General features: G+C 35.7%; 20 protein-coding genes. 10 read left to right on the forward strand and 10 right to left on the reverse strand.

Going from position 1 to position 23,677, the window contains the following annotated elements; translation table 11 throughout:
* From FHR29_RS20650 to FHR29_RS20675, 6 genes are all read right to left on the reverse strand, one after another.
* Complete coding sequence (locus FHR29_RS20650) at positions 1-2,187, reverse strand: peptidase domain-containing ABC transporter (RefSeq protein ID WP_183917002.1); 2,187 nt, start codon at positions 2,185-2,187, stop codon at positions 1-3.
* Positions 2,188-2,349: 162 nt separating this feature from the next.
* Positions 2,350-3,990, reverse strand: coding sequence for a vitamin K epoxide reductase family protein (locus tag FHR29_RS20655; protein ID WP_183917004.1), 1,641 nt, complete (start codon positions 3,988-3,990; stop codon positions 2,350-2,352).
* A gap of 776 nt (positions 3,991-4,766) precedes the next feature.
* Complete coding sequence (locus tag FHR29_RS20660) at positions 4,767-5,729, reverse strand: AraC family transcriptional regulator (protein WP_132842825.1); 963 nt, start codon at positions 5,727-5,729, stop codon at positions 4,767-4,769.
* Between the two features lie 66 nt (positions 5,730-5,795).
* Positions 5,796-6,605: a heme ABC transporter ATP-binding protein gene (locus FHR29_RS20665; protein WP_021187834.1), complete on the reverse strand. Its 810-nt coding sequence runs from the start codon at positions 6,603-6,605 to the stop codon at positions 5,796-5,798.
* A 23-nt stretch (positions 6,606-6,628) separates the two neighbouring features.
* Entirely contained in the window at positions 6,629-7,660 is a 1,032-nt protein-coding gene (locus FHR29_RS20670; RefSeq protein ID WP_183917006.1) for an iron ABC transporter permease, read from the reverse strand.
* 5 nt (positions 7,661-7,665) lie between these two features.
* On the reverse strand, positions 7,666-8,526 hold the full coding sequence (locus tag FHR29_RS20675; RefSeq protein WP_183917008.1) for a hemin ABC transporter substrate-binding protein: 861 nt from the start codon (positions 8,524-8,526) through the stop codon (positions 7,666-7,668).
* Between the two features lie 299 nt (positions 8,527-8,825).
* Between FHR29_RS20675 and FHR29_RS20680 the strand changes: the two genes are divergently transcribed.
* The 10 genes from FHR29_RS20680 (at position 8,826) to FHR29_RS20725 (ending at position 20,040) form a co-directional block, all read left to right on the forward strand.
* Complete coding sequence (locus FHR29_RS20680; protein ID WP_311732311.1) at positions 8,826-11,204, forward strand: TonB-dependent receptor; 2,379 nt, start codon at positions 8,826-8,828, stop codon at positions 11,202-11,204.
* A gap of 105 nt (positions 11,205-11,309) precedes the next feature.
* Entirely contained in the window at positions 11,310-12,065 is a 756-nt protein-coding gene (locus FHR29_RS20685) for an HmuY family protein (RefSeq protein ID WP_132770865.1), read from the forward strand.
* A gap of 449 nt (positions 12,066-12,514) precedes the next feature.
* On the forward strand, positions 12,515-13,252 hold the full coding sequence (locus FHR29_RS20690) for an HmuY family protein (RefSeq protein ID WP_132770866.1): 738 nt from the start codon (positions 12,515-12,517) through the stop codon (positions 13,250-13,252).
* Between the two features lie 43 nt (positions 13,253-13,295).
* Positions 13,296-14,282 (forward strand): hypothetical protein, encoded by a 987-nt coding sequence (locus tag FHR29_RS20695; protein WP_221197905.1) that lies wholly within the window; start codon positions 13,296-13,298, stop codon positions 14,280-14,282.
* Positions 14,283-14,381: 99 nt separating this feature from the next.
* Positions 14,382-14,915, forward strand: a complete 534-nt coding sequence (locus tag FHR29_RS20700; RefSeq protein ID WP_221197906.1) for a hypothetical protein — start codon at positions 14,382-14,384, stop codon at positions 14,913-14,915.
* A gap of 117 nt (positions 14,916-15,032) precedes the next feature.
* Entirely contained in the window at positions 15,033-15,602 is a 570-nt protein-coding gene (locus FHR29_RS20705; protein WP_132770869.1) for a hypothetical protein, read from the forward strand.
* A gap of 70 nt (positions 15,603-15,672) precedes the next feature.
* Positions 15,673-16,641 (forward strand): hypothetical protein, encoded by a 969-nt coding sequence (locus tag FHR29_RS20710; protein WP_132770870.1) that lies wholly within the window; start codon positions 15,673-15,675, stop codon positions 16,639-16,641.
* Positions 16,642-16,673: 32 nt separating this feature from the next.
* Complete coding sequence (locus tag FHR29_RS20715; protein WP_183917012.1) at positions 16,674-17,792, forward strand: cytochrome-c peroxidase; 1,119 nt, start codon at positions 16,674-16,676, stop codon at positions 17,790-17,792.
* A 282-nt stretch (positions 17,793-18,074) separates the two neighbouring features.
* On the forward strand, positions 18,075-19,355 hold the full coding sequence (locus tag FHR29_RS20720) for a S41 family peptidase (protein ID WP_183917014.1): 1,281 nt from the start codon (positions 18,075-18,077) through the stop codon (positions 19,353-19,355).
* A 121-nt stretch (positions 19,356-19,476) separates the two neighbouring features.
* A complete protein-coding gene (locus FHR29_RS20725) occupies positions 19,477-20,040 on the forward strand; it encodes a biliverdin-producing heme oxygenase (protein ID WP_183917016.1) in 564 nt (187 codons plus the stop codon).
* A gap of 271 nt (positions 20,041-20,311) precedes the next feature.
* Here the strand turns inward: FHR29_RS20725 and FHR29_RS26480 are convergent, their stop codons facing one another.
* From FHR29_RS26480 to FHR29_RS20740, 4 genes are all read right to left on the reverse strand, one after another.
* The gene (locus FHR29_RS26480; protein WP_221197907.1) at positions 20,312-20,701 is read right to left on the reverse strand and encodes a polysaccharide biosynthesis C-terminal domain-containing protein; all 390 of its coding nucleotides are present in this window, start codon (positions 20,699-20,701) and stop codon (positions 20,312-20,314) included.
* 18 nt (positions 20,702-20,719) lie between these two features.
* Positions 20,720-21,835, reverse strand: a complete 1,116-nt coding sequence (locus FHR29_RS20730; RefSeq protein ID WP_221197908.1) for a lipopolysaccharide biosynthesis protein — start codon at positions 21,833-21,835, stop codon at positions 20,720-20,722.
* A gap of 139 nt (positions 21,836-21,974) precedes the next feature.
* Entirely contained in the window at positions 21,975-22,415 is a 441-nt protein-coding gene (locus FHR29_RS20735; RefSeq protein ID WP_183917018.1) for a hypothetical protein, read from the reverse strand.
* A gap of 86 nt (positions 22,416-22,501) precedes the next feature.
* Positions 22,502-23,410 (reverse strand): NAD(P)/FAD-dependent oxidoreductase, encoded by a 909-nt coding sequence (locus tag FHR29_RS20740; protein ID WP_183917020.1) that lies wholly within the window; start codon positions 23,408-23,410, stop codon positions 22,502-22,504.
* Positions 23,411-23,677 lie beyond the last annotated feature (267 nt).

Raw genomic sequence — 23,677 nt, forward strand, 5'->3', positions numbered from 1 at the left:
TTAATTTCCTAGTTCCAATTGATTTTTGACCAGCTCATAGTAGCTTGCTCTTAATGCTGTCAATTCCTGATGTGTTCCCTGTTCTATTACTGCACCTTTTTCAAGTACGATGATATTGTCTGCATTTTTAACCGTACTCAGGCGGTGTGCCACGACAATGACGGTACGATTATTGAAAAATTGATCTAACTTCTCTACAATCTCTTTTTCGTTATTAGCGTCTAAAGAATTGGTAGCTTCATCCAAAAAGATATATGCCGGGTTTTTATAGACTGCTCTTGCGATCATTAAACGTTGCCGCTGCCCCTGGCTAATACCTTTCCCAGCTGTACCAATTTTTGTTGCTAGACCAAAGGGCTCATTGGCAATAAAATCTTCCATATTGGCAACATTGATTGCATCATTGAGTAATGTTTTGTCTGCAAACTCATCATTGATAGCAATATTGCGTTCAATGGTATCAGCATATATATAATTTTCTTGAAGTACGGAACCGCAACTGTCTCGCCAAAGTCCAAAATCAATCTGATCCAGTTTTTTCCCTCCAATCAATATCTCTCCTTCTTCGGCATTGTAATAACGTAAAAGTAGCTTGATAATGGTCGTTTTGCCACTACCGCTCGTGCCAACTATCGCGGTTGTTTTTCCTTCGGGAAACGTCAGATTAAGTTTGGTAAAAATCGGATCATTTCCTGCTCCGAAATAACGAAAAGTCAGGTTTTTGATTTCGATCGTTTTGTTTTCAGGCAACTGTCTGAGATAGTCTTTTTGGATATTTTCCTCTTCCTCTGTTTCATAAATTTCATTTAGTCGTTCCAAGCTAATTTTTGCATCTTGAAAGGACTGCATAAAGCCAAGTAGGGATTCAACGGGACTACTTACCATACCTACTATATACTGAATGGCCATCATACCACCTAGCGTAATATCACCATCGATAACTGATTTGGCGCTAATGTAGGTGATTAGAATACCTTTTGCCTGGTTGATCGCCATAGAGCCAATTGATTGGTATTGTGCTAGTGCCAAACTTTCTACTTTAAATTTAAAAAGTTTAGCCTGTAGGGCCTCCCAGCCCCATCGTTTTTGCTTCTGCGCGTTATTAAGTTTGATGTCTTTAATGCTCTGGATCATTTCGACCATATAGGTCTGATTTTCTGAAGCTATCTTAAATCTTTTCTCGTCGAGTTGTCGGCGATATTTCATAAAGGCTAGAATCCACAGTGTATACAGCACTGTCGCGGCAAAAAACACCAGAAAGATTGTTTTATTATAGATAATGAGCAAAGTGCCAAAAATAACCATATTAACCAATGAAAATAAGGTATTTAATGTACTTCCGGTAAGAAAAGATTCAATCCGCTGCTGGTCTGACATACGCTGCATAATATCTCCATGAGTCTTAAGATCAAAGAAATTCATCGGTAACTTCATAAGCTTGATCAGCAAATCTGTCAATATGGAAATATTGACGCGTGTACTAATATGCAACATAATCCAAGATCTTATAAATGAGACAGCAGTACTGCCCACAAAGAGCATCAGCTGAGCAATCAAAATCAGATTTATAAAGCTGATATTCTTAGTGTTGATGCCGATATCAACAACAGACTGGGTAAGAAAGGGTGCTATTAAAGACAATACTGTACCCAATAACATACCTAGAATAAGCTGCAAAAACAGCTTCTTGTATTTAAAGAAGTAGGTGAAGATTTTGGTCCACTCCAACTTTAATTCAGGCTCTTCTTCGTCAATCTGATAAAAATCAGGTCCCGGGCTTAATATTAATGACAATCCTGCGTGCAGTTCTTTGGTAGAAAACCAATTTTTAGCAAATTCTTTCTCTTCATAGCTAAGCAGTCCTGCTGCAGGATCGGATAGGTAATATTTGCCACTTCGAATTTTATGAAGTACCACAAAGTGGTTCTGGTTCCAATGTAATATACATGGTAACTCAACTTCCTTGAGCTGTTCCAGTGATAGCCGAACACCATAAGTACGAAACCCCAACTTCTCAGCAGCCTCACTGATGCCTAAAAGATTAACACCATTTTTGGTCGTTTGGCATAGCTTGCGGATCTTATGAATGGAAACTAGTTTTCCATAATGTTTAAAAATGATACGAAGACAGGTGGCACCACAGTCCATCTCATCCATCTGTTTATAATGTGGGAATCGTTTTAACAAAATAAATTTATAAATATTAAAAAATAGTATCTGAATTTTATCATTACCAAAACTCAAGTTTTTAAAATTTGAACGCTGAAGCTTCAATTTTATAATAAAAATAAGCCAATGGTCATGGTGGGACACTTTAATCTGAATAAGTTCAGATCCGTATATAATATTTTAGAAAAAGTGTTTAAGATCTTTTATATTATATTGATCAGGAAGTTCTCGCCCATTAATAAACAATGTAGGAGTAGCTCTAATTTTCATCTCATCACACCAATCACGCATAGCAAATACTTTCACCCTTTGTTGCTCTAACTCACCTTTCAAAGGATATTTTGTTGCAAATATGGAGTAATCTTTATTAGGAGACATGTACCAATTATCCAAAGCTTCATGTACTTTTAATTTTCCAAATTTTTCTTGAATAGCTAATAAATGTTGTACAGGTGCGGTTCTAATATCCCGCTCCTCACCACTAGCTGTAAAAATAATACGTACGCTAACATTTTTATTATTTTTAATAATATTTTCTAATTCAGGATGTGCTTTAGCACACGGTCCACAATACGGGTTGCACACTTTTATAATTTCAATTGTGGCATTATCATCTCCTATAAGAACTCCTATATTATTAACAGGAACCGTGATTTGATTACTTTTCTCTAATAAGGAATTAAAGATTGACGGATTATAACGAAATTTCATCCATTTCATCATATATTCTTTACTATCATTTGCTCTTTTTAAAACAGGAATAGCAAAATAAATCAGCAACATAGTCGCTATACCTAAAAATAGATTAATGAATAAATGATGGTAATTTATTTTTCCAACATCAAATGAATAATATTGAAAAAATATAACTGAAATAAACAAGTTTATGGCAATTAACCCTTGAATAAGTAAGCATAAAGGGCACCATTGTTTTACAATGCGCCATTGATAATATATCGAAAATATCAAATAAGGACTTACCAAAATGGATAAAGATGCCCATAATAAGAGATTACTAGCTTGTCCGAGAAAAAAAATATTGCTAATAAAGAGGCTTATGAACAAACTCCCCCCCCATACTGTCCAAGAAACCCCGAGAAATGAAGATTGCTTTGAGGACAAAACAGAGGTACAATTAGATTTTTTACCAAATGAACCACAGACTTCTCTTACAAGAGGGTCATGAGAATTGATATCATGTCTAATTAATAAGCAAGTTACAAGTGCTCCAACCAAACTTGTAAAAAGAAAAATTCCCCCTACAAAAGCTATCAAAGAGTAACCGTGAATAAAAATATTGAAAATCGAACCTGCAAATACACTGATCAACAAAAAGATAGGTAAAAATTGAATAATGTTATCCGTTATTTCTAACCTCCTATTTTCCTTATAGTTGGCTTCATCTTTTGCCATTTCTCCATCAAGCAATAAAATGATAGCCTTATCCATTTTTTCAAAATTCTCTATCGAACTATAAACCGGCTTTTGGGAATTAGGGTCCATGTATGTCAAACCGGTCTCATCAGCATAAGTTACAACAGTGAAGCTAGATGTCGGCCAACCTTCTTTCTGAATGGAACATATAAATGGTGTTTCAAACTCTTCATAAGAGTGACTTCCTTTACGAACTGCCATACCAGAAACATTATATTCTGCCAAAATATCTTTTAAAGAAAGTAAAGATGGATATTCAACATGGGTTTCTAGAAGGTTTTTAAGGTTTGACTTCGTATACTTAATTTTACAGTCATTAAGTACAAACGTACAAGCATAATAAAGGTCGTTATAACTTTTACTTTGTAGCAAAGTGAATTGATTCATAAGTTAAGTATTTGGTTGATTAGAAAACTATTATATAGTCTCCAAAAGCTTTCTAAAATTCAAGTTTATATTCTAAAGTAAATATTAGTTCCTTCATATTAAAATCACAAATTACATCAATCGATTGCGTAATTTTTATTAAATAAACCTTTACTTCTCCTAGCTACGAAGTGCTCTTCAAAATCTAATGAAGAAGAAACTTAAGGTTATTATAAAATACAATATTTTAAAAATAAATGATAAAAAGTAACCTGAAAAGAAATTTCCAAAAGCCATAATAAAAACAATCCCTAATGCAGGACATTGGGTACAGGCAGAAAATCCACAAGCATTTGATGCTTTTGTTGCCGAGTTTTTAAATCAATAAAAAGAAGCTTCTTATAACTTTCTTTTCTAAAAAAGGTTTCCAAAATAGGAAATTCTAGTAAAATATAAAGCCTCTTGAAAAAATCAAGAGGCTTTATAGTATTATTCTTCATCGCTGCATCAAGTATACACCTAAAAATTTAGTCTCTTATCAAAAGTACTCCTTCTTGAATACCAAAATCATTCTTCTGGTCTGATTTTAATATTGTTCGACAGGCATTAAGATATTCTCCTATTTAACTAAGACTAGTGAAGTAGTTATACAGATATTACATCGAGATAAAATAGAGGATATATAGAGCTTTACCTCTACGAACCCTCTAGAAACCCTCTATTATTACTCAATAAAATCTTTATAAGATATAGATCAGCTCATCACATGTGTACAAGAAAGTCTAGCTGAAAAGTGCTTACATTTTTAATTCACCGGGGGAAATACCGTAATACTTTTTAAATGCACTACTGAAATTATTTTGATGTCCATATCCCGTCAACAATGCTACTTCATATACTGTCTTTTTATCCGCTAACAAATAATTTTTTGCTTTTTCCATACGTACACGTGTTAGATAATCGTGAATAGTAACTGAGAAATATTCTTTAAAATCTTTACGCAGTTTACTTTCACTGGTTAACACTTCTGCAGCCAGTTCTTTTTGGGTCGGTGGATTTGCGATACGTTGCTCCAGGATGTGTCGTGCCATTTCAAGCCGTTGAATATCTTCCTCATGAAACAAGGAATCCGTATTTCCTTTTTGTTCGTTGTACTGTTCAAATTGGTACATCAGCAATTCAACAATCCGAGATTCGGTATGTAATCTTCTTATTTCTCCTTTTTTCTTCGATTCAATTAATTCAGAAATGGTATGTTGCATTTCGTAAGTAGCAACAAGATCTTCTTCAGAAAATGAAGCATATTGCCCTTTTTCGATCTCATGCACAAACTGTTGATGGAGCAATGAATCTCTCTTAATTAAATTGAGGTAATATTCTTTAGATATAACTGCTATAAAATAAATATATTCAATACCAGGTTCTACTTGATGGGTCGTTCGCACAGAAGGAATGTAACGAATATTATGTCTGCTCATGCCATAGGGCATTTTTGCATCTTTTGGTTTAAAAAATATAAATTGACTTGTAATCGTTTCACCTTCTATTTCAGTGAGGATCTGTACAGGTCTATCAAAGTTCATTTTAGAATGTAATATAAAAAGACCAGAAGTTGAAAGTTGAAAATTCTCCATATGTACAGGCCCCATTTCAATAATGGTTTTGTTTTCAACCAGTGGTTTCTCTGGCACATAACCGTCCGGGATTTCTTCCTCAAAAAGCCAATCTTCCAACTCTACTATTTTACTTTTCACTAACATGATTACAGTTTAAAATAAGCTTTGCGCAGTTAAAATTAATGAAATAAGCTGGAATATTAAAATTATTTATAATCTTTCTAAATAACTATCAAATTCAACATGCATTTCTTCAAGTTGAACATAAGGTTTCAATGTTCTTGGATTCATCGTCACATTTGATTCGACTGAAAAAATAGTATAGATTTCTTTCTTATTCAAAACCTCCACTGGCGTACCATCAAATAGCTTTCTGCCATTTTTGAGCATCATAATGCGATTGGCATATGTAGCTGCAAAATTAACATCATGTACGATCAAAATAACCATGAGTCCTTTGCGCGCCAATGCTTTGGCAATACCTAAAACTTTCTGCTGATAATGTAAATCCAATGCTGAAATAGGCTCATCTAAGAGCAAGAGTGCATCTGGATTATCCCATATCTGTGCTAAGACCCGAGCTAAATGGACACGTTGCTGTTCACCTCCTGATAAACTTAGAAAATCACGGTCTGCAAATGATGCTACACCACAAAGTTTCATTGTTTCGGCTACAACTTCGAGATCATGCGCTTGAGGTACATTTTTATAATGTGGATAACGACCCATTAATACAATTTCATCGACTTTAAAACTTAAAGTCATTTGCTGTTGCTGACTCAATAAAGCTCTACATTGTGACAAAATATATGGAGTATAATCCGACAGTAGCTTTCCATTTAAGTGAATGCTCCCTGAGCAGGGTTTCTTTTCTCCGCAGAGTAATCCCATCAAAGTAGATTTTCCTGCGCCATTGGCACCTAACACAGCCAATACCTCTCCCTTCCGTACTTGAAAAGTAACATCTTTCAGGAGTTTTCTTCCCTTGATTTCGTAATTAAGTTTCTCTACACGTAACATAACAGACCCTATATTTGAACTAATTATTTTTCCTTTATCAAAATATATAAAAACAAAGGAGTTCCCAATAGGGCGGTGATCACGCCAATTGGAAGCTCTATTGGAGCAACCGAAACCCGAGCTATAACATCTGCTAGCGTCAGCACCAAAGCGCCAAACAGCAACGATCCAGGTAAAACAAATCGATGATCTGCCCCACCTATAAGACGAATAATATGAGGAACAATCAAGCCCACAAAACCGATAATGCCTGAAACTGCTACAGAAGCTCCTACAGCTAAAGTTGAAAGGACTACAACCCATCTTTTGATACGGTCGGTTTGTACACCTAATAAATCGGCCTGCATTTCACCGAGAGCGAATGCATTTAATGATTTTCCAAAAAAAGGTAAACAGATTAAGGGAATAATTATAAACGGAGCAACTGCCAACAAATTGTCCCAAGTAGCTCCACCCAGACTACCAAGCAACCAAAATGTAATGGTCCTTAATTGCTGCTCGGTCGAGACATAGGTCATCAAGCCCGTCAGTGCACCAGCAAAAGCATTGATAGCAATTCCAGCCAATAACATCGTTGTTACGGATGGCTTACCATTTTTACTAGCTATGCGATAAACCAAAAATGCTGTTAAACCTGCACCTGCAAACGCTCCAAAAGCTAACACATAGTAACCGATCCAAGCTGAAATTGAGGTGAAAACCAGTGCTTCAAAAGCAATGATCATGACCGCAAATAACGATGCGCCAGATGATATACCGATGAGTCCGGGTTCTGCTAATGGATTACGAAATATTCCCTGGATAGCTGCACCAGAGATACCTAATGCTGCACCTACAAGTATTCCCAGCAATAAGCGTGGTAATCGAATTTCAAAAATGACATCCTCATGCATACTGTTGATGGGTGTTGCTGATGCTAAATGCGTTTTTTGCATCAACAAGGAAAAAATATCTTTGGGAGGAATAAAATAAGCCCCTAATCCCAAGGAAATTATACACACGACAATTAAAATTGATACAAGTGCCAGTAAAATTAGCTTCTGTCTTTTATACACATCGATTACTTTGAATCCATTATTCTTACAAAACCTCGGTGCAATTCCAAAATTGCATCAGGTAGCCGATTACTAAAATTGACTAATAAAGAAGCATTCATTGTAAGAATACGTTTATTTTTTCCTGCATTGGTAATTCTCATACCCGGTAACTTCAAAATCGCTTCCTCACCACCTAAGCTACTTGCTCCAAAGTCAAACAGCAATATAATATCAGGATTAGCTTGTACCAGAGCTTCCGTCGTATAAGGTTTAAAATCAGAAAACTCTTGAATAGCATTCTTTCCTCCAGCTAAATGGATGATTGCATCTAAACTACTCCCCTTACCGGCGACACTCATAGTGCCCGTACCGCGTGCATAAATAAAAAGAACTTTTGGAGGAACTTTACCCTTATTTTCACTTTTAACCAATTCAGTAATACGGTTCAAACTTAACTTTGTTTGGGATACCACTCCTTTTCCGAGCTCAGGTTGACTAATGGCATCAGCCACTTGTTGGATATAATTTAAAGCGCCTGGAATTGTATAGTTGGGTTTTAAGGCTATATATTTTACACCAGCTGCGCGTACTTGTCGAATGATTGCTGCAGGAACTTCACCTTCATTTGCTAAGATGATATTCGGTTCAAACGAAAGTAATCCTTCTGCTGAAACTGAACGATTTTTACTTACACGTGGCAAAGCTGCGGCAGCCATAGGTGAGACACTGGTCACGTCGGTAGCAACAACACGATTTCCCACACCTAATCCAAATATCGTCTCAGTAATGGAACTGTTCAATGTAATAATCCGTTGCTGTGCATGTACGCTAAAAGGCAAACATGTGAAACAATGGATTATTATAATAAAGCAAAATCTACTCATTCTTTTTTCTTTAATTCAAGTTAAACGCATCATGACAGGAAAACTTATCTAACGCTTTTCAATACAAAACAAATCAATAATCAGTCTAAATACAAATTAATTTAAATTTACCTTTTGCTTGTACTTTAGATAAAAACAAGTCAAACACCACTATAAATCAGTCAAATACATCAATTAAAAAATTATTATAGGATATAATCAAATCGAATTAAATAGAATTAATGCCAGTTTTCATAGAGAAAAGTTCAATTCAATTGCCTTTTTTTGTAATATTATTTAGATTGATTAAAAATAACCTAGTGTTTACAACAAGATCCTTACTACGAACAAGTTCTCTCCTGATATTTTGTGCATGCAACTTAATAGTAGCTCATGCCCAAGATAAATTACAGATTAGTGGCACTGTAAAAAACGAATCTAACAAAGCGATACCAAACGTAACGGTTTATTTATATCCTGATAAAAAGGCTATAAGGACAGACACTTCGGGCCATTTCTATTTTAAGCAGCTTTATGCAGGTAGCTATGATTTAGAAGTTCAAGCTCTTGGCTATAAGAAGTTCCAACGAACCATTGATCTAGAAAATAAAAAACAACATCTGAACATTGTATTGGAGACCGATAACCGCCATATTGATGAGGTACAAGTAAACCGTAAACTGGAAGCGGTAGACAATCTTATTAAAGCGGAAAATGCAGCTATGCCTGTTAAGATTATTACCAAACGTGAAATCGAATTGATGGGTAGTCGCCGACTGGATGAAGTACTGAAAGAACAAACAGGGATAGCCATAGTCAATGACATTGCTGGGGGATCAAGAGCTGTCGGCGTACAGATACAGGGTTTTAGTAGCAACTATGTGATGGTATTGGTCGATGGACAGCCCATGTTAGGGAGAAACAGTGGAAATTTTGATCTATCAAGAATTTCAGTTACAAATATAGAACGAATAGAAATTATTAAAGGGGCTTCATCTTGTCTCTATGGCAGCGATGCTTTAGGCGGTGCTATTAATATCATTACACGACATGGTGCAGTGACGCCACAGCTACACAGTTCATTTCTATATGGCACATTAAATACGGTAGATGCAACTTTAGAAGCTGAAACACCTTTTGACAATCAACGTGGAAGTATTGTTTTATCCGGGAACTACTACCGGACTGATGGATTTAATACCGACAAAAACTATCTGCAGTCAAATAGTACCACTTATCCCCCATATACCAATTACAGTTTTCAAGGACGCACACGTTATCGTATCAGTAAAAATGGAACAATGGGTATTACGGCGAGGTATGCTGGCCGAGTATCAAAGATGATCAATGCCTGGTCTGAACAGACCATATTGAAAGATACCCAGAAAGATCAGGACATCAACATAGCAGCAAGTTATGATCATAACTTTGAATCAGGGATTCGGAGTATGTCTCGCTATTATTATTCTCGTTTTCACTCAGAAATTGCGGCACAGTGGCTACAACAAGGAGTATTGGCCGGCGCTGAAGAATTTGGTCAAGATGTACATCGCATAGAACAACAATTTGCTTATAGTCCAATTACAAAACTAAAATTTACTGCCGGTATCGGTGGAAGTCTAGAGGTAATGGATGATCAAAAACTGGATGCTAAAAGATCGCTAAATACCGGTTTTGTATACCTACAGACCGAATGGAAACCGGTTGACAGGCTACTGACCACATTGGGACTACGCTATGACCAAACGAATGTATATAATGGTCGTCTCAGCCCAAGTCTTGGTTTACAATACCATATTAATTCAACTCTTGTTGCCAAAGCAGGTTTTGGGGCAGGATTTAAAGCTCCTGATTATAAAATGCGGTATCAGGTATTCTACAATCCAGCAGCAAACTATATGGTAGTTGGTACTGAACGCGTGGCAGATGTTATTTCAGCAATGGATGTGGCTGGTGAATTGAGCTATAAAAACAGTTATATGTTGAATTTAGTCGCAGGAAATCTAAAAGCGGAAACTAGCCTGTCTAATAACATTGGTTTAACATGGAATGCTAGTCAAAAAATTCAAGCTGATATTTCCGTATTTTATCATCGCATCAATAATCAGATCAATACTGTTAGTGTCGGGAATGGGACTAATGTGGCTCAAATATACAGTTACCGTAATCTACCAAAAGCCATGAACAAAGGCTTCGAAACTTCAATTACTTATCAGGCAAACAAAGTTTTACAGTTTTCTGTAGGCTATCAATATTTGATCGCAAAAGATTTAAGTGTCTTAGACAGTATAGCAAGCGGAAACTTTCCCTACAATCAAATCAATAATCCGCAAACAGGAGAATATCGCCAAAGTAAAAAATCAGATTATTGGGGTATTGAAGATAGATCAAGACACATGATCAATTTTAAAACACAATATGAATATAAACCCTGGGATATGAATATCAATGCAAGAATTAATTTCAGAGGAGATACGCCATTTCAAGAATATAATGGAAACCAATTCATAGACAAGAATGATATCTTCATTCCATACCACACTCTTTTAAATATGACTGTTGAAAAAAGTCTTATGAAAGGAAAACTTACTTTTCGTCTCATTGGAGATAACCTATTTAATTTTACTAGCCGGTATTTATTGGGACAACCAGGTCGCATAATTATGGGTGGACTAAGTTATCGTTGGATCAAAGAATAAGTTTTCACCGATCACATTCCATGTAGGCATAGAATAACAGAACCTAATTTTTTAATAGTAGATAATCCTCATTTCAAGATGAATTATAATTAAAATTGCTACAAAATGAATACAATAAAACTAATAATAGCTGAATGCAGCATATTGATTTCTTTTAGTAAAATAGGTCGCTGTATTTTCTATACAGTTATCGTACTCCTTATTGCTTCTTGTGGCAAGGATAAGGAGTATAATATTGTACTTGAAGATGGCAAGAGTATCGTCATTAAAGATCTTCCAGGTGATACCGATGCTTCTATGGGAGATGGAACAGAAGGTAAAGAAAAACGCAACTTTTATACTTTCTTATTTCGTTTCAAGGATCAGAAACAAATTTGGATTAAGACAAAAGCAGATTCGGCGCAATGGTTAAAAACCAAAGATTGGGACTTAGCTTTTACTGGCCCTTATAATTCCGAAGTTTTTGTCAACAATTCGCAATATCAATATAACCCAGGATATCAAGGAGAGGCTAACAATACCGCAGTCATTTTACTCAAACAACCCTATCAAAGTATCGCCCTCGCTCCTTCGGATGACGAGTTTAATAAAAGTGAAGTTAACAAAATCGGATGGGCATCATCAGAAGGTTCAGATGGGTGGTTTCGTTATAGCCTGAACAATCACATTATGCAAGCGCTACCTAACAGAACATATGTCATTCGACTTCCTGATGGAAAATATGCTAAGTTACAACTTATCAATGCCTACAAAGGCAATCCATCTGCCGTTACAAATATGAACTGGCCAGCTCCCTATTATACATTCAAATACTATGTACAAGAGGATGGTAGTAAGGCGTTAAACACAAACACGCTCTAAAAAATGAAAATTAATTATCCGTTAATAGTATATTCTGCCATAAATTTTATCAAATAATATTTATGGTAAAGTAATTTTCATAGATGCTGATCATATCATAAAAATAAAAACGCAAATATACCATAGTGTATTAATGAGTAAATGATTCCAAATCTCTTAATAATCCACAGGCTAGTGATTATCCTTAAAAAAATATTAAACTTCTAATTAACAGCTATTTAACAAGAAATATTTGTTGATTATTACAACTAACAAATAAGCTTAAAAGCTAAACTCTAAAAAGCAAAAAGCATAGATTAAATATCATTTTTAATATACAATGGATAAGCTAAACTCATTACCTTTACTATTATTTAGAATTAATATAAATAAAGATAGCAATCAAATAACCTGATCATATAACCACGGGAATAATTGAAATTATAGTATTACAATATATAGCACTAAAAATGAAAATAACAAAAACTAATACCCTTTTAAAATTCGTTGCAATCTTTGTTTTTTTAACATTGCTAGGCGCCTGCAGTAAAAGCGATCCTAAAATAGAACCAGAACCTAATCCAGAAATTTCAGAAGGAATGTTCAATCGCTTAATTTCAGTAAAGAACTTTGGAGAGGACTTACCAACGGGAACTTTACCCACAACGAAGCAATCGCCTATATATTATAGTTTAGAACAGAATAAGGCTATTACGCCAGATTATAGGCTGACAACACGTTGGGATATTTCTTTCGCAGAGATATACAGGAGTTTTGTCAATTGCAATAATAGTTCAAATGGATACGGAGTAGGTGGACCTGGTAAAGGTGGAATTTATCTAGTCAAGAAAAAATTTGAAGATGTTATAGATATTCCCTCCGATGCTGAATTCCGTAGAGGAGAAAAGGCCTATGGAACAGATGACTCTGGAACTTTTGGAGAAGGTCTGGGATGGTATCTATATGATTTTGGTGGCGACATCAAAGGTGGTGGAGCCGAAAACAAAAAGCATGTTTGTTATCCAATTGAAGGGCATACCTTGGTAGTACGCACAGCTAATGGCAATTATGCAAAAATCAAAATTCAGAGCATCTACAAAGACTTATTAGATCCAAAAGATTGGTATAAAACTTCACCCACACCATTCTTTACTTTCCAATATGTATTAGCGAAATCCGGGAGTACCAAATTTGAAATCAAGAATTAAATAATAATATCCATAAAATACGATAGTTCAATATTTAGATAAAATGAAAAGAATATACACTTTTATAAGCATACTATTCCTAGGGTTACTGTTTAGTAACTGTACTAAAACGGAGGATCTGCCTTTACTTCCCAGCGACAAAATACTGGAATATAAGGTGACCAACCTCCCGAATGACGATGTTATCTATGGTGCTATAGATAATGGGGAAAATACCATAACGGTTTACTTACCCTATTATTATGGATTATTAGTAATTGATCCTACAATCCAGGTATCATCTGGAGCCAAAATCGTGGAAGAGATTCTGCCCGTTAAAACGGATGAAAAGGATAAAACATATACTGTAAAATCCGCAACAGGAACAGCACGTACTTACAAATTAAAGATTGAATTACAAAGTACACCTTCTTTTGAAGCGGCTTTTGCATCAACATCTTCCATTGCGCTGATACAAGGACCAGGAACCGCTTTCCCTGCAATAAACGGAACTTTCATGCATACAAACTCTACTCTAGTCAGTATAGTACTCATCAACCAAGAGACGAAGCAACGTGTTCAGATGCCAACGCCGAATAGTTTAAAAGTTTCTCCTTTAGGATATCAACTATCTTATTCTGGCACAGAACGGGAAAATCGTATTCCTTCGGATATCCTAGCGGGCATATACGATGTCGAAGTGACCAATCTTAATCATACCATTAAATTAGCCAATCCGCTCAAGATTACTTATCGACAACCAGATGTGGCTTTAACATTATCAGGTTTAAAACTAGCTAAAAACACGGATTGGACAATCAAAGCCTATTTAAGCAAAGTAATACTTGATCCTACAGCAGTTATTATGACACTTAATGGCAAAGATTATCCGCTTACAATCAAATCCCATACCCGTAGCGAAATGCAGGTTTCGTTACCGGCAAACCTTCCAACAGGGAATTTCGAAAATGTTCAGATCAAATTCCAGTTCAAAGACTGGGCTGATATCGTGAAAACACAACAAAATTCAAGTACGATAACAGAATCATAAATATGCATTCACAGTATGCCAAGGTGGCATCAACATTAAAAAAATAAAAAACAGGAGGTCAACGTGAAATTAAACATTAAAACAATCTTACAATCAGCAATGGCTGTAACAGTGCTTTCGGCAACAGTGTGGGCAACAACTCCAAAAACAGAACAGGCTACAGCTGCTTTGCCTCTTACTCAAACAAAAGCAAATACCAACTTCACCGTAATAGGTCAATGGTGGACTCCTTCAGATGTTGCAAACTGGCCTGTTATTTATTTAGATCTTACTACAGGTAACCAAAGCTTAAGTAATGGTGGACAAATCATATTATCCCGTTTTGTCAATGCAACTATTCGTGCCAATGCAGGTTTCGAAATTAGAACAGTAATGGCAGACATGTCGGCTGTTTCGGCATCTGATTGGTCTGCTGCTAATGTAGTAACATCACTAGAAAAAAACGAGTGGTATGAATTTGATTTATCAACAATTAGCATCCTACCAATTCAACCAATTACTGTAATGGTTGGCAACAGTTCTGGAGCGTTGTATGCATTAACTCTAAATAGCTTCAATGATATACAACAAAAAATAGTTAATGGCCAAATTCAAATGAAAACTGATCTAAACATTGAATATAAAGTTTTATAAAAAACTTTATATTATTAAAATGTATTTTTCAAACATATGGTTTAAATAGTAATAACATGCATTCACAGTATGCCAAGGTGGCATCAATATTAAATAAATAAAAAACAGGAGGTCAACATGAAATTAAACATTAAAACAATCTTACAATCGGCAATGGCCGTAACAGTGCTATCGGCAGCGGTATGGGCAGCAGCGCCAACAACAGAACAAGTAACAGCGCCTTTGGCACTTACTCAGACAAAAGCGAATACGAGCTTGACGATCAATGGTCAATGGTGGAGTCCAAGAAATGCAGCAAACTGGCCTGCTGTTTATGTAGATTTTACAACAGGTTCTCAAAGTCTAGGTAACAGTGGACAGGTTGCATTCTTTAGCCATGTCAACGGATCGATCAAAGCCAATGCTGGTTATGAAATCAGAACAGTAGCTGCGGACATCTCGGCTGTTTCTGCATCCAATTGGAGTACCGCTACACCAGTAACATCACTAGGAAGTGGTACTTGGTATGATTACGATTTATCAACCAATGCAAATGAGGCAATTCAACCATTAACTGTTTTGGTAGGTAATTCTTCAGGTGCCTTATATGCCGTAAAACTCAATAACTTCAGCAATGTAGGTCAACAAACAGTTGCTGGTCAATTGCAGGTAAAGGCCGATGCTAATATCGAATATAAAGCGCTTTAAACAACAATAATTTCTTAAAAGATGTCGCAACCGGTGAATGGGTTGCGATATCTTTTTATAAAAAAAAATCATGCTACTTTCAATATCTAAAAAACAAATACGTACATTCCAATTGTTGGCTATTTTCATGCTGACTATGGTATCTTGGTCTTGCAAAAAAGAAACCCCCAATCTACCATATAACGAAATCGAATCGTTTAGCATCAAAGATGCCTCGGGCAAGACCTTGTCGGCAAGTATTGTGGAAGACCGTATTATCCTATACTGGCCACCGCTGGTGGACCAACCAGAAAGCATCACACCGACCGTAAAGATTTCTGACCTAGCCACTGTGACTCCTGCTTCGGGTACGCCAATACAATTAAAGTCTGACAAACCCATTATCTATACCGTAAGAGCACAGGATGGTTCCAGCAAAAACTATACATTATCTTTTCAAGTCAACCAACCCTTATTACAGGTGAAAATTAACTTCCTTTCGCCTTATCGTCTCTATTTACCAGGAACAAACCCATTTGTTTTAGTTGGAGAAAACATTATACCAAACGAAGCTCAAACTAAAGGGTATATCGTAGATAATGATGGTAAAGAAACCTTACTTTCTTTTAACCAGCCCCCAAGCACTTTCGCAGTTAATTTTACTCGTCCAGATGATCTTAAGCCTGGCACATATCGCCTGAAATTGGTATCGGGTCGTTATACTGTATTAACTGATCCCTTCGATGTATTGTTACCCGAGTTCTACAACTTAATCAAATTGGGCAACTACACCGTAAAAAAAGGAGAAAATCTGGTGATGCCGATTGCAAATAAATCAATTTATGAATTATTCTTCAAAGCAGATTTTGATCATTTTATTGCTATTGATAACCTCAACAACACCTACAAATTAAACAATGCAATATTTGACGTAGCAAAAATGACTGTTACAATACCGATACCAACAACTATACAAGGTAACCAGTTAACAAGATTGAAAATAATAGATAAATCTGACAAAGTAATGACTGAATACGAACAGTCCATTACATTAAATTAACATCTTATAATAAAGCTTTTTTGATGTTGTTAATGAACTTATACTTGCCAAAACAGGTAATCCTTTCAACTTTACTAACCACTTTTTTATACAGCTGTAGTAAGGGTAAGTCATCGCCGGAGGAGCCGACAATTACACCTACCCCAGAAGAAACGCTACGAGAAAAATACAGTAAAAGTAGCGCACAGTGGCCAGTCGCAGAATGGTATAAAAATATTGAGATACGAGAACTAGCAGCATTGCCCAAAAATCCTTCAAATGATAAGGTTGAGCTTATTGCTTTGGGAAAAGCGCTTTTTTTTGATCCCCGTACAGGTAATGGCTTGAAGACCTGTGCTTCGTGCCATAATCCGGACACCTACTGGATCGATCAGAAAACAACAGCTGATGGTATAGCTTTACATCACCGTAACACACCATCCATGGAAAATGTCTGGTACTTGGAAGGGAATCTCTTTCACGATGGGCGTGCGAAAACCTATCGTGAACAAATCGCAGAAGCTATCAATTCTCCAATTGAAATGGGTGGAAATACGAGTTCTTTATCTTCCAAACTAATGTCCATACCTGGTTATGTAGATCTATATGAATCGGCTTATAATAATAAGAATATGACAATAGAGGGGTTACTTGATGCAATTGCTGCTTATTCTAGATCCATTAATAGTGGACAAACCGCATTTGATCGGTTTGTCCAAGGTGAATATAAAGCTTTAAATGACCAACAATTGGAAGGGTTGCATCTATTTCGTACGAAAGGAAAGTGTATTAATTGTCACAACGGCCCGTATTTTACAGACTTAGATTTTCACAATCTCGGATATGCCGTAACGAACAAAGGTGCATTGGACAACGGACGTTTTGAGTCTTCTAAATTAGAAATTGACAAAGGTAAGTTTCGTACACCCGGATTACGGAACATTTCAAATACTGCACCATATATGCACAATGGTAGTATTGCTACTTTGAGTGAATTAGTCAACTTACTAAGCCAAGGAATGCCTCAAAAGACTGATCAGCAGATTAATGGCATATTATCACCACATATACAGAATTTAAGACTCAGCAGTAAAGAGCAGGAAAATATCATTATCTTTCTATCAAGCTTATCAAGTGAACCGATAAAAACTGAAAGACCAATATTGCCGTAACAAAAAAATCCCAAAGGAGGTCGCCTTTGGGATCTTTGAGCATCCAAAGATGTGGAAGCATCAATATTAAATAAATTGGTACAAAAATAGAAATTTAAAAGGAAAAATAAAGTTAAAAAAAACTAAAGATTGATTAACTTCTCATTTATAGCCAGTGGGACAGCAAAATTAAATCAATTGATTCTCAAGCGGATTCAACATCAGTAGTATAAAGTCTATTTGGCGTAAAAGAATCATTTAAGTAAATATATGGGCAAATCAACTAAATTTATTAGGAAACAAATGAAACTATTGGGTCATGCCGCTCCTATTGGTATTTGTTTATTATTACTCTTAAGTGCCTGTAGAGACCATGGAAATAAAACTATAACACAAGATGAGAGGCTAAGTCCTGACATTGGAACAAAAAAAGAACTGATTCTCGATTCAATTTTTTTGTATGCTCAACAATTATACCGATGGCAGGAATCACTTCCCTCCTATACAGATTTTACTCCTCGTAAGAAGTTTGGAAGCATTAGTCCCGAACAGACTGCTTATGAACGTGAGCTTTTCGCAATAAGTCAATACTCATTGGCCCATAATGGCAAACCATATGAATGGTCTCCAATTGAAGGAAAACCCAAATATTCGTATCTTGAGCGCAGTAGAAACACAAAAAAAAGTAACGGACATGTGGCAAATACAAAGCACCAATACAAATACGCGACACACCTGTCCTATTGGACTTCAGGCAATAAACAAATAGCCTATCTTTATATCGCTTCCTTTCCCGAACTCGCTATTGTTCGAACAGAACTGAACAGACTTTTTACAGAACTCTCCAACAAACAAGTGACTCATCTGATTTTAGATCTTCGTCACAATGGCGGCGGATATGTAGAGACAGCGGAATATTTGGCCAACTTGATTGTACCTACAAAACTGGATGGGAAAATCATGTTCAGTGAACAATTTCATCCGAATGTCCAAAATGGCAAGGCTACTCTTTTAAGTAAACAACCCTATTTAGATGCAAATGGAAATCCTGTACAATATAAAGGTCGTTCCGCAACTATGGCCGATGTAGACTATAGTGAAAAAGCTAATACACATTATTTCGCCAAGAAAGGAGTATTCAACACATTACAACACTTATCATTTATTGTATCCGGACGGACCGCATCAGCTAGTGAACTTCTTATTAGTAGTTTTAAACCTTACTTTCCTGTGAGACTTATTGGCCAGAAAACTTTTGGAAAGCCAGTAGGATTTTTCTCTCTTAAAATTGATGCTTTCGACATTTATCTTGCATCATTCCTAATTCGTAATGCTAATGGTTGGTCGGACTATTTTGATGGAATGTCTGTCGATATTTCCCTAGCCACCCCAAAAACAGACCTACATATAGGTAATCCGAAAGAGCCTTGGCTAGCATCTACACTGCAAGACATTGTTTCTATTACAGACTCTAAGCTGGAAAAAGGTGTTGATAATATTAAAGATAATCCTCCCTTCGTCTTTTGGCCAGAAACAATAGGTGAGAATCTGCTGTTTAAAACAAATTTTCAATTAAAGAACTAAAAAAATTATGTACAATTTAATTCAGATCGTTTTTCATAGATGATAAATCATTATACAGCATAAAGGTTTTAAAATAAATACGAATATTTGTATAGAATAATTATAACTAAATACTAGAAAAATGCTTAGTCAACATATTAAAGAGCAAACACATGCTGCTCACCAAAACGTAGAAGGTACAATCGTACGTCAATTAAAAAGTATTCGTTCAGATGCAGATTACACAAAGGTTCTAAAAGGTTTTTATGCCTATTTCCGTGCCGTTGAAGATCGTATTGCACCTTTTGTAACTTCGGATATTTTGCCCGATCTAGCAGATCGTCGTAATTCTTCTTATATAAAAAAGGATATCGAAGCATTGGGCGGAAGTGTAGAAAATCTTCCAGAAGCTAATGCTCCTCTAGTTAACAATGTGTTAGAAGCCCTAAGCTCACTTTATGTTCTTGAGGGATCAATTATGGGTGGGCCATACATTGTGCAGATGCTGAATAAATATGGAATCACTAAAGGCACTTCGTTTTTTGAAGGGTATGGTGAAAACAGTCGTGAAATGTGGGCAGGATTCACTACTGTCTTAAATAAACATGCTGAAGATCCTGAGAGCTATACACTTGCGACAGAGAAGGCAAATCAAACTTTCTACAATTTTGGAAACGTATTTTCCCCTATTGTAAATGTAAACTAAACCACAACATTATTGTTTATATTTACGAATGGAGCAAAAAAATGATAAAACAAAATGGGTAAAACGCTTAGGAGTAGGCGCTTTTCTCTTTTTTCTTTTTAAAGGTTTAGTTTGGTTAGCAGTATTTTTCTTTGCAGCAAAATCCTGCAATTGGTCGTTCTAAACAAAACCTGCTCATATCATTTAATGATACATGTTAGTCTCGATTTTCTATTGAGGCTAACAAATTATAAATTCCCGCGAATAATGAGCTTGGCTAATAATTATCCGATTAAATATACTTGCCTATTAATGGTATGTCTTTTAATTCCTTCCGCTCCATTTTTACAATAAAAAAAACATAAAGTATCATCAAAATAATAGCAACAGGAATACGTAATAAAAGTTGCATACCTTGAGTCCACGAATCGGAATACGCATCAATACTCATTTTCATAAAGAAACATAGTAACATTGCCAATAGATATGTGCCTATTTTTTTCACGGGGTAGGGTATATAATAATATTTTTGACCAAGGAAATAAGTCACGACCATCATACTAGCATAACAGATCAGTGTAGTCCATGCTGCTGCATATATACCCCAATAGGGAATAAAAAGATAATTGCCAACAAGTGTAACAATGGAACCAAACACCGTAACATATAATCCCATGCGCATCCGATCAGTAAGTTTATACTATACCGAAAGATTATAATATATTCCTAAGCATATGTTGGCACATAAAAGTATCGGTACGATGCCCAAACCAGAACGATAGGAAGCCCCAACCATATATTTCCAGACATCAAGATATAACGCCGAAAAAAGAAAGGCTATAGAAAGTGTGATTACAAACCATTTCATCACACTTGCATAGAGAGTTGGCGCATTTTTATCTTTAGATTGATTGAAAAAAAATGGTTCTGCAGCCATTTTAAATGCTTGTATAAATAACGTAATAAAAATCGCCAATTTATAATTAGCTGAATAAATCCCAACGACACTTTGTGCATCGACATGCTGTGGCAGCAATTTTGCCAACATTTGCCGATCCATCACTTCGTTTATCATACCCGCTAACCCAATAAAAATCATAGGGGCACTATATTTAAAAAGCTGTTTCCAAAGATTGAAATTTATCTTAAACCTGAAACTCTTCCATTCTGAAAATAATAATAAGAATACAAAGAGATTTTGAAACACATTTGCTAAGATTAAAAACCCTATCCGGTTATTAGTAGTGAACCAATGTACAATAGCATCGTCCGGATGATGCACCGCATATTTAGGCAACCATATCAAGAAAAATAAAGTAAACAGTATATTGATAATAATACCGGATAATTTTACAAAAGCGTATCTTTTGGGACGGTTTTCCTGTCGTAATTTAGCAAATGGAATAGCAGTTATTGCATCTAATCCAATCAGATAAAGACACCATAAAATGTATTCTGGATGTCCATCAAGATTCATAAAATTGTTGATTGGAACAGTAAAAAAAGAAATAACCGTAATGAGCAATGTGGTACTGAGCAATATTGACCCAAACGCTGTTTGAAAAAGTGAGTGTCGATCTACACCTTCTTTATTTGAAAAACGAAAATACCCCGTTTCAAAACCATATGTAAATATTATATTAGCTACAGCAATCCACGAATACAATAAACTATAACCACCATAGTCTCGTACACCTGAAGAATCTACCATCAGATAAGTAAGAATAGGTGTCAGTAAATAGTTTAGAAATTTAGCCCCAATATTACTTACACCATACCACAGAGTTTGTCCTGCCAATTGTTTTATAGCTGCCAATAAAGTATAGATTTTGACGCAATATTAGTGAAACTTTCTTAATTGCTATAATACAAAACGAAAGTATAGGGTAAGATAAATAGTTGGAACAAATACTAATAATGATCAACTATTGTCCATGCTATATAAAGTAAAAGTTTTATTTTGAAAGACCATTTATAATTCGCACCTGATAAGCTCCGTTATAATGATCACCAACCATAAGACTCTCACTAACCGTAATATAATATTGGCCTGTGTCTTTAAATCGATATTCCAGAACTTTTCCGAAGGGACCATCAGCACTCCCATTTGGAGAAAAAAGCTGACCAATACGGATATTTGCCGTATTGGTTGGACTTTCAAGTATAATATGAGCGGAATCCGGTTTATGGACAGATATAAAAATAGTGTCTGTAATACCTGATTTTTTCTCCATTTTATGAGTAAGACCTCCCTCTAAAAAAGTAATTCCGGACTGCCGATGCAATTCGGTATCCTGAGACTTGTCTTTCACAGCTGGCCTCTGATGAGAGGTATTTGGTTGGCATGCAACAAAAGTGAGAAATATAAAAGAAGTAATGACGAACAATCTAGACATAGTTTTATTATTATAAACAAATAAGAGAATAAAATATTTTACACCCAATTATTTGGTTAAAGTAAATCGTCCTTTAAGATTCATCATCAAAACTCTTCCTGTGTTAATTCCATATTGACCATCGCTCCAGCTGTATTTCCAGTACTTACAGCACTTGCTACGGAGCGCATCATTGTGGTGGAGTCACCACAGGCAAAAACACCTGGAATATTGGTTTTCTGAAAACTATCAACTTTGATATGCCCAGCCTCAGTAAGCTCACATCCCAAACTCACCGGCAGGTCTAAATGCTGCACGAAGGGAACTGGAGCATACACAGCATCAAAAGTTTCTGTTCGACCATCATCAAACACCAATTGCTTAACATATCCGTCTGTATGAACAATTTCTACAATTTCAGTTTCAATTATACCAATTTGATTTTTAGCTAATTTATCTTTTTGTTCTTCTTCAAAATTTGCGTCACCTCTTGTCAAAACCTGTAATTGATCAGTGAGATTATGAACTAATGAAGATAGATGGATTGCCTTATCCCCTTTTCCAATAATACCGGTTTTTTGATGTTTAAATTCATAACCGTGACAGTAAGGGCAATGAATAACTGAAATCCCCCAGCACGCAGAAAAACCCTTTATATCAGGAAAAATATCCTTAACTCCAGTTGCAAAAATAAGTTTCCTACCGATATAAATATTCCCTTCTTCAGTACAGATCTCAAAACCTTCTGACGCAAACCTACCATCTGTCACGACACCATTTTCAAAAATAATGCTTTCATATTGCTCAACCTGTTGCTTTGCTATGGTAGCAATCTCCAAGGGTGTCTTACCATCTTGTGTCAAGAAATTATGGGAATGTGGCGTCTGTCGATTGCACGGAATTCCACTATCAATTACCAACACATCTCGCAAAGAACGTCCTAGTGCCATGGCTGCAGAAAGACCTGCATAGCTACCTCCAATAATGATGACATCATAAATTCTATTTTCTTTCATAATAAACCTTTAATACACCATCAACAATTACTTTTGTGGGATGGTGTATTAAAGGTAACAACTATTGCAACTTAATTGCAATAACATTGGCGGATATTATTATTTCTTACTCTTTCATGACAGATGCATTTCTATCAAAATTTGGATGGATAAATTAACATGCCTACAAACCATATAATTTCAATTATTTTACAAAATAATTGAAAACACTACTTAATAAAAAAAGGCTATCTTAAATTTTAAGTTAACCTTTTTTCATTTTTGCAA

The sequence above is a fragment of the Sphingobacterium sp. JUb56 genome, assembly GCF_014191365.1.
GTDB classification, from domain to species: Bacteria; Bacteroidota; Bacteroidia; order Sphingobacteriales; family Sphingobacteriaceae; genus Sphingobacterium; species Sphingobacterium anhuiense.

What these genes read in the sequence shown, in the direction of transcription:
- FHR29_RS20655 (WP_183917004.1), bottom strand. Translation starts at nt 3,990, where the DNA reads ATGAATCAATTCACTTTGCTACAAAGTAAAAGTTATAACGACCTTTAT.
- FHR29_RS20660 (WP_132842825.1), bottom strand. Translation starts at nt 5,729, where the DNA reads ATGTTAGTGAAAAGTAAAATAGTAGAGTTGGAAGATTGGCTTTTTGAG.
- FHR29_RS20665 (WP_021187834.1), bottom strand. Translation starts at nt 6,605, where the DNA reads ATGTTACGTGTAGAGAAACTTAATTACGAAATCAAGGGAAGAAAACTC.
- FHR29_RS20675 (WP_183917008.1), bottom strand. Translation starts at nt 8,526, where the DNA reads ATGAGTAGATTTTGCTTTATTATAATAATCCATTGTTTCACATGTTTG.
- FHR29_RS20685 (WP_132770865.1), top strand. Translation starts at nt 11,310, where the DNA reads ATGAATACAATAAAACTAATAATAGCTGAATGCAGCATATTGATTTCT.
- FHR29_RS20690 (WP_132770866.1), top strand. Translation starts at nt 12,515, where the DNA reads ATGAAAATAACAAAAACTAATACCCTTTTAAAATTCGTTGCAATCTTT.
- FHR29_RS20695 (WP_221197905.1), top strand. Translation starts at nt 13,296, where the DNA reads ATGAAAAGAATATACACTTTTATAAGCATACTATTCCTAGGGTTACTG.
- FHR29_RS20700 (WP_221197906.1), top strand. Translation starts at nt 14,382, where the DNA reads ATGGCTGTAACAGTGCTTTCGGCAACAGTGTGGGCAACAACTCCAAAA.
- FHR29_RS20705 (WP_132770869.1), top strand. Translation starts at nt 15,033, where the DNA reads ATGAAATTAAACATTAAAACAATCTTACAATCGGCAATGGCCGTAACA.
- FHR29_RS20710 (WP_132770870.1), top strand. Translation starts at nt 15,673, where the DNA reads ATGCTACTTTCAATATCTAAAAAACAAATACGTACATTCCAATTGTTG.
- FHR29_RS20715 (WP_183917012.1), top strand. Translation starts at nt 16,674, where the DNA reads ATGAACTTATACTTGCCAAAACAGGTAATCCTTTCAACTTTACTAACC.
- FHR29_RS20720 (WP_183917014.1), top strand. Translation starts at nt 18,075, where the DNA reads ATGAAACTATTGGGTCATGCCGCTCCTATTGGTATTTGTTTATTATTA.
- FHR29_RS20725 (WP_183917016.1), top strand. Translation starts at nt 19,477, where the DNA reads ATGCTTAGTCAACATATTAAAGAGCAAACACATGCTGCTCACCAAAAC.
- FHR29_RS26480 (WP_221197907.1), bottom strand. Translation starts at nt 20,701, where the DNA reads ATGCGCATGGGATTATATGTTACGGTGTTTGGTTCCATTGTTACACTT.
- FHR29_RS20735 (WP_183917018.1), bottom strand. Translation starts at nt 22,415, where the DNA reads ATGTCTAGATTGTTCGTCATTACTTCTTTTATATTTCTCACTTTTGTT.
- FHR29_RS20740 (WP_183917020.1), bottom strand. Translation starts at nt 23,410, where the DNA reads ATGAAAGAAAATAGAATTTATGATGTCATCATTATTGGAGGTAGCTAT.